At 56.7% G+C, this 14,803-nt stretch carries 12 protein-coding genes and 1 rRNA gene; 7 read left to right on the forward strand and 6 right to left on the reverse strand.

Features of this window, described 5'->3' with window-relative positions:
- Positions 1 to 4 precede the first annotated feature (4 nt).
- The 3 genes from CF137_RS03095 to rfaD all read right to left on the reverse strand — a co-directional run bounded on the left by CF137_RS03095 (position 5) and on the right by rfaD (position 3,398).
- Positions 5 to 562: an acyltransferase gene (locus CF137_RS03095; protein ID WP_139717832.1), complete on the reverse strand. Its 558-nt coding sequence runs from the start codon at positions 560 to 562 to the stop codon at positions 5 to 7.
- A gap of 3 nt (positions 563 to 565) precedes the next feature.
- Positions 566 to 2,326 carry a polysaccharide deacetylase family protein gene (locus CF137_RS03100; protein ID WP_139717865.1) on the reverse strand — a complete coding sequence of 587 codons (1,761 nt, stop codon included), beginning with the start codon at positions 2,324 to 2,326 and terminating at the stop codon, positions 566 to 568.
- A 118-nt stretch (positions 2,327 to 2,444) separates the two neighbouring features.
- On the reverse strand, positions 2,445 to 3,398 hold the full coding sequence (gene rfaD / locus CF137_RS03105; protein WP_139717867.1) for an ADP-glyceromanno-heptose 6-epimerase: 954 nt from the start codon (positions 3,396 to 3,398) through the stop codon (positions 2,445 to 2,447).
- Positions 3,399 to 3,556: 158 nt separating this feature from the next.
- Between rfaD and CF137_RS03110 the strand changes: the two genes are divergently transcribed.
- From CF137_RS03110 to CF137_RS03130, 5 genes are all read left to right on the forward strand, one after another.
- On the forward strand, positions 3,557 to 4,201 hold the full coding sequence (locus tag CF137_RS03110) for a TetR/AcrR family transcriptional regulator (RefSeq protein WP_139717869.1): 645 nt from the start codon (positions 3,557 to 3,559) through the stop codon (positions 4,199 to 4,201).
- Positions 4,202 to 4,316: 115 nt separating this feature from the next.
- Positions 4,317 to 5,507 carry a glycine C-acetyltransferase gene (locus tag CF137_RS03115; RefSeq protein ID WP_139717872.1) on the forward strand — a complete coding sequence of 397 codons (1,191 nt, stop codon included), beginning with the start codon at positions 4,317 to 4,319 and terminating at the stop codon, positions 5,505 to 5,507.
- 55 nt (positions 5,508 to 5,562) lie between these two features.
- Positions 5,563 to 6,591, forward strand: coding sequence for an L-threonine 3-dehydrogenase (gene tdh / locus CF137_RS03120; protein ID WP_033137598.1), 1,029 nt, complete (start codon positions 5,563 to 5,565; stop codon positions 6,589 to 6,591).
- A gap of 197 nt (positions 6,592 to 6,788) precedes the next feature.
- Positions 6,789 to 7,244, forward strand: a complete 456-nt coding sequence (locus CF137_RS03125) for a c-type cytochrome (protein ID WP_162515802.1) — start codon at positions 6,789 to 6,791, stop codon at positions 7,242 to 7,244.
- A gap of 84 nt (positions 7,245 to 7,328) precedes the next feature.
- On the forward strand, positions 7,329 to 9,611 hold the full coding sequence (locus CF137_RS03130) for a putative bifunctional diguanylate cyclase/phosphodiesterase (protein ID WP_139717874.1): 2,283 nt from the start codon (positions 7,329 to 7,331) through the stop codon (positions 9,609 to 9,611).
- Here CF137_RS03130 and rep read toward each other — a convergent pair.
- The gene (rep, locus tag CF137_RS03135; protein WP_139717876.1) at positions 9,608 to 11,620 is read right to left on the reverse strand and encodes a DNA helicase Rep; all 2,013 of its coding nucleotides are present in this window, start codon (positions 11,618 to 11,620) and stop codon (positions 9,608 to 9,610) included. The genes CF137_RS03130 and rep overlap by 4 nt on opposite strands.
- A 181-nt stretch (positions 11,621 to 11,801) precedes the next feature.
- On the opposite strand from rep, the gene CF137_RS03140 reads away from it, so the two are divergent.
- Entirely contained in the window at positions 11,802 to 13,022 is a 1,221-nt protein-coding gene (locus CF137_RS03140) for a cysteine desulfurase (RefSeq protein WP_139717878.1), read from the forward strand.
- Between the two features lie 13 nt (positions 13,023 to 13,035).
- A complete protein-coding gene (locus CF137_RS03145; protein ID WP_162515803.1) occupies positions 13,036 to 13,470 on the forward strand; it encodes a SufE family protein in 435 nt (144 codons plus the stop codon).
- 21 nt (positions 13,471 to 13,491) lie between these two features.
- Here the strand turns inward: CF137_RS03145 and tcdA are convergent, their stop codons facing one another.
- Together tcdA and rrf are read right to left on the reverse strand one after the other, a co-directional pair.
- Positions 13,492 to 14,328, reverse strand: a complete 837-nt coding sequence (tcdA, locus tag CF137_RS03150) for a tRNA cyclic N6-threonylcarbamoyladenosine(37) synthase TcdA (RefSeq protein WP_139717882.1) — start codon at positions 14,326 to 14,328, stop codon at positions 13,492 to 13,494.
- 194 nt (positions 14,329 to 14,522) lie between these two features.
- A 5S ribosomal RNA gene (gene rrf / locus CF137_RS03155) occupies positions 14,523 to 14,637 on the reverse strand.
- Positions 14,638 to 14,803: the final 166 nt, after the last annotated feature.

Here is a 14,803-nt window from a genome sequence, read left to right on the forward strand (position 1 = left end):
CCACCTAAAAAGTAATGTCTTCTCGCCAAATTATATTTTCTTTAATTACTTTAGCTGGGAATCCTGCAGCAACAACGTAACCTGGAACATTAGTAGTGAGTAATGCGTTGATTCCGACTACAGCACCATCCCCAATACTGACGCCTTTTAATACAGTTACGCCATCAGCTAACCAAACATGGTTACCTATAGATATATCTCTGGCCATATTAATACGAATTCCATGGTGCAGGATATCATGACCATCTGATGTCATGAGTCTCACATTCCTGGAAAACATACAGTTATCACCGATACTTAACTTAGTATTTCTTTCACGACAAGAAAAATAACAGCCTTCTCCGATTACACAGTCAGCACCGATGGACAATTCACAACCTTGCCCATCAATTTCTATAATTACATTGTTTAAAATAGCCCCATCATGAAACACTAATTTATTACCAGTTCCTTTGATAATAATATGACATTTCTTTACTCTTACAGAGCCCCTTATTTCAATTAGGTTGTCCTTCTGACATCTCACTTTGTTACGAGCATATAGCTTGAGCATATGTAACATGGTTCATTTCCTGAACACATAATTCCCGCGAATTTTTCGCCACAGTCCGAACACATCCGTGCGGGGGAAAATGGCGATCCGGCGGATCTGGAAAGGGTCCTGGTGCATTGCTTTGGGGCCGCTATTGGTAGCGACGGCAAAACGATACCCGGCGGCGATAGCCTGCTCCTTGGCACTCTCGTTCATATCTCCGTAAGGATAGGCAAACGAGAGCAGCGGATGGTCAAGCAGGGCTTCCAGTTGGCGTTTATTCTCCTGAATTTCACGGGCTTGTTGCTCGGGTGAAAGCTGACTAAGACGAGGATGGGTCAGAGTATGACCACCAATCTCCACATGACCGCTGGCGGCCAGCGCCTTGACCTGCTCGCCACTCATCAATGAAACCTTGGTATCCGGATTGGTCGGATGCTCCACATCCCAACGGTTATAGCCTTCTCCGGTGACCACGTACACTACGGCTTTGTAACCATATTTTTCCAGCAGCGGCAGCATGCGGGTCAGATTGTCCTGATAGCCGTCATCGGCAGTGATCATCAGGTACTTCTTGCCGTATTGCAGACGGTGGATAAAGCCTTTGTCCGCCAAATCACGGAAGGTCAGGGTTTCATAGCCGAGCCACTTCATCAGGCGCAGATGCTTCTCGAACATGGCGATTGGCATCCAGGTGCCGTGCACCCCTTTCTCGCTATCCTGCTCGATAAAGCGGTGGTACATGATGACCGGCATTTCACGGCGCAGGGTTTCCACCACCGCATCCTGATAGATGGACTCGAGACCAGAGACCACACCTTGCAGGTCATACTCCTGCAACACGCGCTGGCGAATGGTATCCGTGACTTCTTTGCAGATCAGGGCATTGGCAACATCGCCCTTGAGTTTGGCAAAATCGATAGCCAGATCCTTGGGACCAATGTCACCAAAGTTGCTGGCCAGCGCTTCATCCATATTCTGTTCAGTCACCAGACCGATGGCCTTGGCTTCACCGATGGCAAAGGCGGGGCGACCGCAGAGCAGTGCCTCCATCGCCACCCGACCGGCGCCGATCACCAGATCGCTACCCGCCAGCAGAGCGGGGACATCGTCGACGTAGCCAACAAACTCGGCACGGCCTTCGAAACGAGCAAAGCGCTCCGGCACCTTGGTACCGCTGACAATCCGCACCCGGCAGGCATCAAGATCAAGCACTTCGTCGAGCAGGCGGTAACAAAGCTCCCCTTTGGGGCCGCTCAAACGGCCAATGATAGCGATCAACGGCTTGGGATTGTCCGGCGCAGGCACAGGCTGGAATTTGTCGGTTTCGATACCGTTACGCAGCACCTGCACGATCGCAGGATCGACCCCCAGATTGTCGACAATCTGATGGGCAATATCCTCACAAACGGCAACAGCCCTAAACCCAAGAGCATGGAAGGCTTTGCGCGAAGCGTGCACCGGCTGGCGGCCATGCACAGTCGTGATCATCGGAGTGCCAGTCAGCTTGCAGGCGACATAGCTGCTCCAGCCGGAGGCGCGGGAGTGAGCATGCACCAACTGGATATGATGCTTCTTGATGAGATAGATGAGGTAGAAGACGTGCCAGAAACGACGCAGGATGCTGCGCTTGTTGAATCTCAGCTTGAAGACGGGGCCAAGGGTCGGTTTGGTCAGGGTATCTGACACATAAAAGACGTTGTGACCACGCCGGGTCAGTTCGTTGCCGACTGTAGTGGCATATACCTCCGCGCCCGTTACTTCGAGCTGGGAGAGTGCCATCAATATATTCATCGCGCGGTTATCCGGTAGAGAAGAGAGGAACGGCAAGCAGCCACAGAGACCAGAAACCGGAAGCAGGGGAGTGCCCACTTCCGGTTTTGCGCTCAAACTGCCGCGTTGTGCTCACCCGTTAGCGGTTGAGCCAGGCCATGTAATCCGCTACCCCTTCGGCAACGGTTTTGAACTCGGCGTCATAACCGACACTGCGCAGCTTGGTCATGTCAGCCTGGGTGAAGCTCTGGTAGCGACCTTTGAGGTGATCCGGGAAGGGGATGTACTCGATGGCCCCCTTCTGATGATGCTTGATCACCGCTTCGGCCACGTTCTGGAACGGCTCGGCACGGCCGGTACCGCAGTTGAAGATGCCGGAGTGCTGCGGGTTCTGCCAGAACCAGAGGTTTACCTTGCAGACGTCGTCAATATAGATGAAGTCACGCATCTGGCCACCGTTTGGGAAGCCGTCACAGCCTTCAAACAGCTTGGGATTCTCGCCCTTCTTCACCTGGGTATTGAGGTGGAAGGCGACGGAAGCCATGGAGCCTTTGTGCTGCTCGCGCGGGCCGTAGACGTTGAAGTACTTGAGGCCGACCACCTGAGAGTTGATCTCGGGGATCCAGCGGCGCACGTACTGGTCAAACAGCTGCTTGGAGTAGCCGTAGACGTTGAGCGGCTGTTCGAACTTGGGATCTTCGATGAAGTTGTCGTTGCGGCCACCGTAGGTTGCGGCAGAGGAGGCGTAGATAAATGGAATTTCACGCTCGATGCAGTAGTGGAACAGATCCTTGGAGTACTCGTAGTTGACCTCCATGATGAACTTGCCGTTCCACTCGGTGGTGGCAGAGCAGGCGCCTTCATGGAAGATCACCTCGATGCCATCCCACTCTTCGAAATCGTCACCAGACACTATACGGTGCTGAAACTCTTCCTTATCCATGTAGTCAGCGATGGTCAGATCGACCAGGTTGACGAACTTGGTGCCGTCGGTCAGGTCATCAATGACCACGATATCGGTCCGTCCTTGAGCGTTCAGCTGCTTGACCAGATTGCTGCCGATAAAGCCAGCACCGCCAGTTACTACGATCATGGAGTTTGCCTCTCGTACGTTGATGGCTACATGTGACTGCTTGTTAAAGCTGTGTATAGTGAGCCAATTTGAAATTGCCGAAAAGTTTATCACGGGCGGTCTGGGGATTCGACCTTGTTAAAATCGCCCCCAGACGAAACCCGCTGGAGGAATGAGTGATGAAAACCAGAGACAGGATCATTCACAGCGCGACCGAGCTGTTCAACGATCAGGGTGAACGCAACATCACCACCAACCATATTGCGGCGCACATGGGCATCAGCCCGGGCAACCTCTATTACCACTTCCGCAATAAAGAAGACATCATCCACTCCATCTTCGACCAGTATGCCCGCCACCTGAGCGAGAGCTTCATCCCGACCCGCAACCGTGAAATCACCCTGCAGGATCTGATGGGCTATCTGGATGCCATCTTCTATCTGATGTGGCAGTTCCGCTTCTTCTACGCCAATCTGCCAGACATCCTGAGCCGAGACGAACCGCTGCAACAGAAGTACCTCAAGGCTCAGGAGCAGATGCGAGCATCAGTGGTCGCCCTGCTCAAGAGCCTGCGCGAAGGGGGCATCATCGATGTCAGCGACGAAGACCTGCCGGATCTGGGCCAAACCATCAAGATGGTGGTGACCTGCTGGATCCCGTTCCAGATTGCCCAGGCCCCCAACACCCGCATCACCAAACCGCTGCTCTATCAGGGAGTGTTGAAGGTGCTGTTCCTGCTGCGCCCCTATGTGCAACCCCAAGTGGCCACACAGATCCAGCAACTGGAACAACATTACCGTCAGCTGGCCCAACCAGTTGGGTGAGATCTGTTTCACATTTGTTGAATATCAGCACAAACATTTGAATTTACCGCAACAGATTGCAGTAAAATGTCGCCCTCTGTTGATACGCAGCTGAAATAGCCAATAAGGATCGAGGATGTCTAACGGATTCTATCGTCACCTGACCGAGCAACTGAACCAGGTGCAAGCTGAAGGGTTGTACAAGCAGGAGCGCATCATCACCTCCGCCCAGCAGGCCAGCATCGCCGTCGGCGGTGAGCAGGTACTGAACTTCTGTGCCAACAACTATCTGGGGCTGGCCAACCACCCGGATCTGATCGCTGCCGCCCATCAGGGGCTCGACAGCCACGGCTTCGGCATGGCCTCGGTGCGCTTCATCTGTGGCACTCAGGACCAGCACAAAGCGCTTGAGCAGAAGATGTCCGGCTTCCTCGGCACCGAGGACACCATCCTCTACTCCTCCTGCTTCGATGCCAATGGCGGCCTGTTCGAGACCCTGTTCGGCGCCGAAGATGCCATCATCTCCGATGCCCTCAACCACGCCTCCATTATCGACGGGGTGCGGCTGTGCAAGGCCAAGCGCTATCGCTACGCCAACAACGACATGGCCGAACTGGAAGCCCAGCTCAAACAAGCGGATGCCGATGGCGCCCGCTTCAAGCTGATCGCCACCGATGGTGTCTTCTCCATGGATGGGGTCATCGCCGACCTCAAATCCATCTGCGATCTGGCGGACAAATACGATGCGCTGGTGATGGTGGATGATTCCCACGCTGTCGGCTTTATCGGTGAAAACGGTCGCGGCACCCACGAATATTGTGGCGTGCTGGATCGGGTCGACATCATCACCGGCACCCTGGGCAAGGCGCTCGGCGGCGCATCCGGCGGCTATACCTCCGGCAAGAAAGAGGTGATCGACTGGCTGCGTCAGCGCTCCCGCCCCTACCTCTTCTCCAACTCGCTGGCCCCCTCCATAGTCTCTGCCACCATCAAGGTGATCGACATGCTGGCCGAGGGTCACGACCTGCGCGCCCGTCTGAAAGAGAACAGCCGTTACTTCCGCGAGCGGATGAGCGCTGCTGGCTTCACTCTGGCGGGTGCCGATCACGCCATCATTCCGGTGATGCTGGGGGATGCCAAACTGGCCTCCGAGATGGCGAGCCGCATGCTGGCTGCCGGCATCTATGTGGTGGGCTTCTCCTTCCCGGTAGTGCCCAAGGGTCAGGCACGGATTCGCACCCAGATGTCTGCCGCCCATACCCGCGAGCAGCTGGACAAGGCGATCGACGCCTTTATCCGCATCGGCCGTGAACTCGGCATTATCTGATTTGAATCAAGGGGCTGCAGCCCCTTTTTTCTGCATTCATATTGAAGGAACAGCCATGAAAGCACTCTCCAAACTGCACAAAGAGGTCGGCATCTGGATGACGGACGTGCCGGCCCCCGAGCTTGGCCACAACGACCTGCTGATCAAGATCCGCAAAACCGCCATCTGCGGCACCGATATCCATATCTACAACTGGGACGAGTGGTCGCAAAAGACCATTCCGGTGCCCATGGTGGTCGGCCATGAATATGTGGGGGAAGTGGTCGCCATCGGTCAGGAGGTGCGCGGCTTCGCCATCGGCGATCGGGTCTCCGGCGAAGGGCACATCACCTGCGGCCACTGCCGCAACTGCCGTGCCGGGCGCACCCATCTGTGCCGCAACACCATTGGGGTTGGCGTCAACCGCCCGGGCGCCTTTGCCGAATATCTGGTGATCCCCGCGTTCAACGCCTTCAAGCTGCCGGACAACATCCCGGACGAGCTGGCTGCCATTTTCGACCCGTTCGGCAATGCGGTGCACACCGCCCTCTCCTTCGATCTGGTAGGTGAAGATGTGCTCATCACCGGTGCTGGCCCCATCGGCATCATGGCTGCCGCGGTCTGCCGTCATGTTGGTGCGCGTCACGTGGTGATCACTGACGTCAATGAATACCGACTGGAGCTGGCCCGCAAGATGGGCGCCACCCGCGCGGTCAACGTCAGTAAAGAGAAGCTCGCCGATGTGATGAGCGAACTGGGCATGACCGAGGGGTTCGACGTGGGGCTGGAGATGTCTGGCGTGCCGAGCGCCTTCCAGGAGATGCTCGACAAGATGAACCACGGCGGCAAGATCGCCATGCTCGGCATTCCCCCCTCCACCATGGCCATCGACTGGAACAAAGTGATCTTCAAGGGGCTGTTTATCAAAGGGATCTATGGCCGCGAGATGTTCGAGACCTGGTACAAAATGGCCAGCCTGATCCAGTCCGGACTGGATCTCTCCCCCATCATTACCCACAGATTCCACATCGACGAATTCCAGCAGGGGTTCGATGCGATGCGCTCCGGCCACTCCGGCAAAGTGATCCTGAGCTGGGACAAATAGCCCATTTCAGCATTTTTTTACCCGAAACCCGGCGAATGCCGGGTTTCTTTTTATCTCCACCACCCGAATTGGCGTGATATCGGACAAGACTTTGTACGCAGAGTGTTTAACACTTCACACACAAGCGTTTAAAAGGCCGTAACTATTCGGTTATAATCCCGTCGTTTACAGGGATAATAAAAGACTGCTGGGAGTATATGAGCGTGTTGAAAAAACTGAGCTATTTGCTGGCTGTCGGGATGACGGCCGCCAGCCTGTCTGGAGCCGTGCTTGCGTCCGCTGAGATGTCGCCGGAAGCCATTGCCGAGCGGGTCAAACCAATCGGTCAGGTCTATACCGCCAAGGATCTGGAAGGTATTGTCGGGGCAAGTGCGACTGCTGTTGCCGCCACACCTTCCGGCCCCCGCGACGGCGAAGCTGTATATAATGGAGCCTGTTTTGCCTGTCATGCCACCGGTGCCGCTGGTGCCCCCAAACGGGGTGACAAGGCAGCCTGGGAACCTCGCATCGCCCAGGGTATTCCGACACTCAAAAAACATGCCATTGAAGGCTTCACCGGCAAGTCCGGCATGATGCCGCCACGCGGCACCTGCGCGACCTGTAGTGATGAAGAGATAGAAAACGCCATTCACTACATGATCGATAAGCTGTAAGTATTTGAAAGGGCCGCAATTGCGGCCCTTTCAATCTATCGACTTCCGACTACTCTTGTAAGGTAGACATATCGGGAGTTGCACATGTCGTCCCAATCCATCGAACCCCATTACTCAACTCCTCTGTTGGCGTTGGTCTCTGCCATTATGGACTTCCCGGCGCAGCAAACGGCCACGGCCGGGGATTACGACGCACTTATCCAGCAAATTGATCAACTCTGCCCGCTGCAACATTTCGGCATGCTGGGCCTCTCAGATACCGGCTTGAACTGGATCTACGCCCACAAGGTGAGCGACACCTTCAAACAGCAACTGGGCCGGGAGCAATCTCGCATCGCCGATCAGCTCACTCAGCTGGATGAGGCTGAGGGGTGGTGTGTCTTCCCCATCGAGCATGGCCAGATACAGTGGCTACTGGCGCGCGGTGCGCCAACAGATCTGCCGACCCTGCGCCTGCTGCTGGAGTGTCTGGCCAAACGGCTGACCGAAACCCAAGCGGACTATCATCTCGCTGAACTCCCTTCTCCGTTGTTCCGTAAAGATCCTAACTGGAAGAAGAAGATTGAGAGCATCAGCCGTATCATACGGTTAGCCAACACCCTGCCGGGTCAGGCGCTGTTTTCCCAGCTAGAGGCAGTTCTGCGCCAGATGCTGGCCATCGAGGACATGCTGCTGGTCAGGCTCAATAGCCAGAAGCTGGAGAAAATTTATCCGGCACACCCTCACCAGAGTGATGAACTCATCAGTGGTTTATGTCACAGCACCAGCAATATCGAGGTAAACAGGGAATCACGACACTGGCACAGCATGCCGCTACGACTGCAGCAGCAGTACTTCGGCCACTTCATCATCAGCACGGCTCAACCGCTGGAGACCGATGACAAGCTGTTCCTCGATTTCTTGCGCGGCCAGCTCACCCTGTTGCTGGAGTTAAGGCGGATCCGTCAGCAACTCACCGACATCAACACCGAGGACTCCATCAACCAGCGGCTGCAGCAGTTGCGCCAGACCAACCTCAGATTGCAAAAACAGCTCAAGCAGCATCAAGAGCTGGAACGGCGGCTGCAATTCGATGCACTCCACGACCCGCTGACCCAGCTGCCCAACCGGGCGCTGTTGATGAACCATCTCAATCAAGCTATGACACACTACAATCGCTACAAATCGCCCGGATTTACGGTGATTTTTATCGATGTGGACCACTTCAAACAGATCAATGACACCCTGGGCCACAGTGCCGGCGATCAGCTACTGAAAGAGGTCAGCCGCCGGCTGCAGACCTGTATCCGGCAAAATGATCTGGTGGCCAGACTGGGTGGCGACGAGTTTGTCATCTATCTGGATAACAGCAAACACGAGGACGACATCAGCCCGGTGCTCAACCGCATCATCAGCCGCCTCTCCTATCCGTTCAGGCTGTTAGGTAACGAGCTGAATATTACCGTCAGTCTCGGGGTATCGAGCGTATCCGAGCAAACCACGGATATCAGCCAACTGCTCCATCAAGCCGATCTGGCCATGTATCAGGCCAAGCGCAATGGCCGCAGCCGGATCGTCCACTACTCGGAAGATTGCATTAACCAGAACTGGAACTCGCCGGAGGAGATGCTGGCCAGAGCGTTGCGAGAGGGGCGAATCGTCCCCTACTACCAACCGGTGATCCGGCTGCAAGACAGTCATCTGACCGGGCTGGAGGTGATGGCACGCTGGTTGACCGAGGAGGGAGTGCTGAAAGATGCCTTTGATTTTATTCCACTGGCGGAGCAGTGTGGTCTCATTCTCGAGCTGGATTACCAGATCCTGCGGCGAACCTGCCAACAGTTAAAAAACTGGTTGCCGTTCTCGGGACAAAGCAAGTTCAAGGTCGCCATCAACCTCTCGGGCAAACACCTCGCCAACCACGACCATATCATGCGGCTGATGGCCATCATTGAGGAGGTGGGGGTTGCCCCCAACTATCTGATTTTTGAATTCAACGAGCGGGAATTGTCACGACAGGATTCCGATGCGCTCGCGTCCTTGCATGACTTGCGAGCCAAGGGCATCCAGATCAGCCTGGATGATTTTGGCACCGGCTTCTCCTCCCTCAATGCCCTGTTTCACTTTCCGGTGGATTACATCAAGGTGGATGACAGCTTTACCCAACGCATGCTGCAGTCACCCAAAGATTTGGCGTTGATCCGCGCCATGCGGGATATCTGTCAGGATCTTAATTACACCCTGGTGGTCGAGGGGATCGAGAACCAGCAACAGTTGCAGAAGCTGATCGACATCGGCTGCCAGATGGGGCAAGGACGATACATCTCCCCCCCTATGCCCGGAGCCGACATAGTGCCGCTGCTTGCCCCGGCCAGCCCACCGCTTTAGTCCTTCTTGAACATCGCCCGCAGATTGGCAATGCCCACTTGTCCTTTCTGCTGGCGCTCCTCGGCCGTCACCTTCTTCTGATTTTCCCACTCCAGATCATCCTGCGGTAGCTCCAGCAAAAAGCGGCTCGGCTCCGGCCGTACCGACTCGCCAAACTGACGCCGCTCCTTGCAGAGAGTGAAGGTCAGCTCGGTCTGGGCCCGGGTGATGCCCACGTAGGCGAGACGGCGCTCCTCCTCCACATTGTCCTCATCGATGCTGGTCTGGTGCGGCAGCAAGCCCTCCTCCATCCCTACCATGTAGACATAGGGAAACTCCAGCCCCTTGGAGGCATGCAGCGTCATCAGCTGCACCTGATCAGCATCGTCTTCCCCCTCGTTGCGCTCCATCATGTCGCGCAGGGTGAGGCGAGTAACCACCTGAGCCAGCGTCATCGACTCCTCCAGCTCATCCCCCTCCAGCATCTCGGTGATCCAGCGATAGAGGGTAGAGACGTTCTGCATCCGCATTTCGGCCGCTTTCGGGCTGGGGGAGGTCTCGTAGAGCCACTCTTCGTAGTGGATCTCCTTGATCATGTCCCGCACCGCCTCCACCGGATTACCACGCAGCGCCTGATCGCCAAGGCGAACCAGCCAGTTGGTGAATGCCTGCAGGGCCACGAGGCCACGGCCGGAGAGGTGCTGCTCCAGCCCCAGCTCGAAGCTGGCGGCAAACAGACTCTTGCCACGCTGGTTGGCATACTGACCAAGCTTCTCAAGGGTAGTGGGGCCAATCTCGCGGCGTGGCAGGTTGACCACCCGCAAGAAGGCGGTGTCCTCGTCCGCGTTCACCAGCAGCTTGAGGTAGGCCATGATGTCCTTGATCTCGGTGCGGGAGAAAAACGAGGTGCCACCGGAGATGCGGTAGGGAATCCGGTTGGTCATCAGCGCCTTCTCGAAAATGCGCGACTGATGGTTGCCCCGGTAGAGGATGGCGTAATCCTTAAACCGGGTGCGGTTCATAAACTTGTGGCCCATCATCTCGGCGGCGATCCGCTCCGCTTCGTGCTCCTCGTTCTTGGCGAACAGCACCTTCAGCTTCACTCCCTCATCCAGCTCGGAGAAGAGCGCCTTGTCATAGACGTGCGGGTTGTTGGCGATCAGGATGTTGGCGCACTTGAGGATGCGCCGCTTGGAGCGGTAGTTCTGCTCCAGCTTGATCAGCTTTAGGCTGGGGAAATCTTCGCTCAGCAGCACCAGATTCTGCGGCTTGGCACCGCGCCAGGAGTAGATGGACTGGTCGTCGTCCCCCACCACGGTAAAGCGGGAGCGCTCACCGACGATCTGCTTCACCAGTTCGTACTGGCTGGTGTTGGTATCCTGATACTCATCGACCAGCAGGTAACGGATCTTGTTCTGCCAGCGCTCGCGCACCTCCTGATTGCTTTTGAGCAACAGGGTCGGCATCACGATAAGATCGTCAAAATCCAGCGCGTTGTAGGCCACCATCTGGCGGTGATAACGCTCATAGAGCTGGGCCATCAACACCTCTTCCGGCCCGCGAGCGATGCGCATGGCGCGGGCTGGCAGGATAAGGTCGTTCTTCCAGTTAGAGATTTGGCTGATAAGGGCCGAGAGCTTGTCCTTGTCGTTGTCGAGCTCGTCTTCAGTCAACTCTTTCAGCAGCGCCAGCTGGTCAGTATCATCGAACAGGGAGAAGTTGGCCTTGAGATTCAGACTCTTGTGCTCCCGGCGGATGATATCGAGCCCCAGGGTATGGAAGGTGGAGACCATCAGCCCCCGCGCCTCCTTGCGACCCAAAGTCTGGCCGACCCGCTCCTTCATCTCCCGTGCCGCCTTGTTGGTAAAGGTAACTGCGGCGATATTGCGCGCACTATAGCCGCACTGCTGCACCAGATAGGCAATCTTGTTGGTGATGACGCGGGTCTTGCCCGATCCGGCACCCGCCAGCACCAGGCAAGGGCCGGAGACATACTTGACCGCTTCGTTCTGATTGGGGTTGAGCTTCATGGGCCGGATCTCTTGGCTTATGATGAGGGGCGGCATTGTACCAGAAATCACCCGACGAGCCGTACCTGCTGCACGGCAGGCAACCGCCATTCCGGCTTATCGCGCCTTGTGTTCGGGCGCTATTTTCAGGATCATGGCCGACCTTTCGAGATGATGACTTTTTCCAGATGATGAGGGGAGCATGAATCAGCAACAGCACACCCAACTGCGCAGCCAGTTTCCGGCCTTGGCGCAGGAGGTAAACGGCCACCCTCTGGTCTATCTGGACAACGCCGCCACCACCCAGAAACCGCAAGCGGTACTGGATGCCATCGCTCACTACTATCGGGCCGACAACGCCAACGTGCACCGCGCCGCCCACGCCCTGAGTGGCCGCGCGACCCGCGCCTTTGAGGCTGCCCGCGAGACTGTCACCCGCTTTATCAATGCGCCCCGCAGCCACGAGGTGATCTGGACTCGCGGCACCACGGAGGCGATCAATCTGGTGGCCCAGAGCTGGGGGATGAGCGAGCTCAAGACAGGGGACGAAATCATCCTCAGCACCCTGGAGCACCACGCCAATATCGTCCCGTGGCAACTGGTCGCCCAGCGCACCGGCGCAGTCATCCGGGTTATTCCCCTCGATGAGCGGGGCGATCTCGATCTGGCCGCCTATCACGCCATGCTGGGGCCACGCACCCGACTGGTGAGCGTAGCCCACGTCTCCAATGCCCTCGGTACCGTCAATCCGGTCAAAGAGATGGTGGCAGCGGCCAAGGCAGTCGGCGCTCTGACCCTGCTCGATGGCGCTCAGGCGGTGGCTCATCTCGAGGTGGATGTGCAAGCCATCGGTTGCGACTTCTATGCCTTCTCCGGCCACAAACTCTATGGCCCGACCGGCATCGGCGTGTTGTGGGGCCGCACCGAGCTATTGGAACGGATGCCGCCCTGGCAAGCCGGTGGCGAGATGATCGATCGGGTCAGTTTCAGCGGCACCACCTTCAATACCCTGCCCTTCAAGTTCGAGGCGGGCACCCCCCATATCGCTGGTGCTATCGGCCTCGCCGCCGCCATCGACTTTGTGATGGAGCAAGACCGGCAATGGCTCGCCAACCATGAACAGGCACTGACCGACTATCTGGTCGCAGGTCTGCAACAGGTGCCGGGGCTGCGTCTGATCGGCGAACCCAATCAGCGCGCCGGTGCGGTCTCTTTCTTGCTCGAGGATATCCACCCGCAGGATGCCGCTACCCTGCTCGATATGCAGGGGATCGCCCTGCGAGCCGGCCATCACTGCGCCATGCCGTTGATGGAGTCGCTCGGGATCGGCGGCACGATGCGCGCCTCGCTGGCCTGCTACAACAATCGGGACGATGTCGACGCCCTGCTGGCCGCCCTGTACAAACTCAGTGACTTCTTCTAAGGCAGATAACCGAATGAGTGACCTCGCAAGCTATACCCAGATTGGCCTTGAGCCCAACGCCGACACCATCCGCCAGCAGTTTGCCGCCGCCCACGGCTGGGAGAACCAGTACCGGCTCATCATCCAGCTCGGCAAACAGCTGCCAGCGCTACCCGGCGAATGGCAGCAGGAGGAGTTTCGCCTCAAGGGGTGTGAAAGCCAGGCTTGGCTGAAGGGAGAACAAAGCGAGGATGGCTGCTGGCACTTTGCCTGTGATTCCGATGCCCGCATCGTACGGGGCCTTATCGTCATCGTGCTGGCGGCGCTTAACCATCAATCGTCTGCGGCGATCCAGGTTTTTGATATGGAAGGCTATTTCACCGAACTGGGGTTGGAGAAACACTTGAGCCCGTCACGAGGTAACGGGCTCAGAGCGATCGTGCTGGCGATCCGGGAGCTGGCCGCCTAACCCGGCTTGTTAAGTGGTCGCTTACGCTTCGCTAATCGACCCTTCGCCTTCATTCCCGGCCTCTTTCTCGGCGCGGGCACCCCGCTCGGCAATCTTCTTCAACACCCGGGACGCGGCAACCAGCCCAAAGGTTGCCGTCACCGGCGTCACAGCACCAAAGCCGGAGGCACAATCCATCTTCATGGTGCCATCGCTGGCCGCCTTGGCCTGACAGGTGCCACCATTGCCATCTGGATAGCTCAGTTGCTCGGTTGAGAAGACACACTCCACCGCAAACCTGCGCGCCGGATTCTTGCTGAAGTTGTGCAATCGGCGCAAGTCAGAGCGCACCTTGGCCGCCAGCGGATCCTGAATGGTCTTGGCCAGATCGGCCACCTTGATTTGAGTCGGATCCATCTGCCCGCCAGCACCACCCGCCACAATCACCGGGATCTTGTTGCGCTTGCAGAAGGCAATCAGCGCCACCTTGGCCTTGACCGAATCGATGGCATCCACCACATAGTCAAACTCTCGCTTGATATGCTCAGCCAGGTTGTCGGCAGTAACGAAATCGTCCACTTCGATCACTTCGCAATCCGGATTGATGGCGCGAATACGCTCGGCCATCACCTCGGTTTTGAGGCGACCAACCGTACCCTGCATGGCGTGGATCTGGCGATTGGTGTTGGTGATGCAGATATCGTCCATGTCGATCAGGGTGATCTGGTTGATACCGGCGCGAGCCAGTGCCTCCGCTGCCCAGGAGCCAACGCCGCCGATCCCCACCACACAGACCTTGGCCTGGCTAAAGGAACGCAGAGCGTTCTGGCCATAAAGACGGGCAATGCCCCCGAATCGTTGTAGATATTCTGCTTTCATACCACCACCTTGCTTGAGGGCGGCCATTATAGCGACAACCACAGCCAGCGGCGATGGCAGAACCGGAGAAAATCGAGGAGGAAAAACAGAGAAAACGGCAGAGAAGAGGGAATAAAAGGTCAATTATCAGGCGATTTGCTGAATTGCAGCCAATAAAAAACCCCGCTCATCGAGCGGGGTTTCTTGTATTGGGTGCCTGGCAGTGTCCTACTCTCGCATGGCGAATGCCACACTACCATCGGCGCTACCGCGTTTCACTTCTGAGTTCGGCATGGGATCAGGTGGTTCCACGGCGCTATGGCCGCCAGGCAAATTCTTAATCTAGAAAGCTGACGTGAATAACGACTCCACGCTAAGTGGCTGTCATTATCACTGAATTTGTAAGTAGTTCGTTCATTCGCTACAAGGCCAGAAACACTTCTTGGGTGTTGTATGGTTAAGCCTCACGGGTAATTAGTATGGGTTAGCTCAACAC

It is taken from the genome of Aeromonas sobria, assembly GCF_006243315.1.
In the GTDB taxonomy this organism is placed as follows: Bacteria; Pseudomonadota; Gammaproteobacteria; order Enterobacterales; family Aeromonadaceae; genus Aeromonas; species Aeromonas sobria_A.

Coding starts and splice junctions, on each gene's coding strand:
- CF137_RS03110 (WP_139717869.1), top strand. CDS start 3,557: ATGAAAACCAGAGACAGGATCATTCACAGCGCGACCGAGCTGTTCAAC.
- CF137_RS03100 (WP_139717865.1), bottom strand. CDS start 2,326: ATGAATATATTGATGGCACTCTCCCAGCTCGAAGTAACGGGCGCGGAG.
- tdh (WP_033137598.1), top strand. CDS start 5,563: ATGAAAGCACTCTCCAAACTGCACAAAGAGGTCGGCATCTGGATGACG.
- CF137_RS03115 (WP_139717872.1), top strand. CDS start 4,317: ATGTCTAACGGATTCTATCGTCACCTGACCGAGCAACTGAACCAGGTG.
- CF137_RS03145 (WP_162515803.1), top strand. CDS start 13,036: ATGAGTGACCTCGCAAGCTATACCCAGATTGGCCTTGAGCCCAACGCC.
- CF137_RS03130 (WP_139717874.1), top strand. CDS start 7,329: ATGTCGTCCCAATCCATCGAACCCCATTACTCAACTCCTCTGTTGGCG.
- CF137_RS03125 (WP_162515802.1), top strand. CDS start 6,789: ATGAGCGTGTTGAAAAAACTGAGCTATTTGCTGGCTGTCGGGATGACG.
- CF137_RS03095 (WP_139717832.1), bottom strand. CDS start 562: ATGTTACATATGCTCAAGCTATATGCTCGTAACAAAGTGAGATGTCAG.
- tcdA (WP_139717882.1), bottom strand. CDS start 14,328: ATGAAAGCAGAATATCTACAACGATTCGGGGGCATTGCCCGTCTTTAT.
- rfaD (WP_139717867.1), bottom strand. CDS start 3,398: ATGATCGTAGTAACTGGCGGTGCTGGCTTTATCGGCAGCAATCTGGTC.
- rep (WP_139717876.1), bottom strand. CDS start 11,620: ATGAAGCTCAACCCCAATCAGAACGAAGCGGTCAAGTATGTCTCCGGC.
- CF137_RS03140 (WP_139717878.1), top strand. CDS start 11,802: ATGAATCAGCAACAGCACACCCAACTGCGCAGCCAGTTTCCGGCCTTG.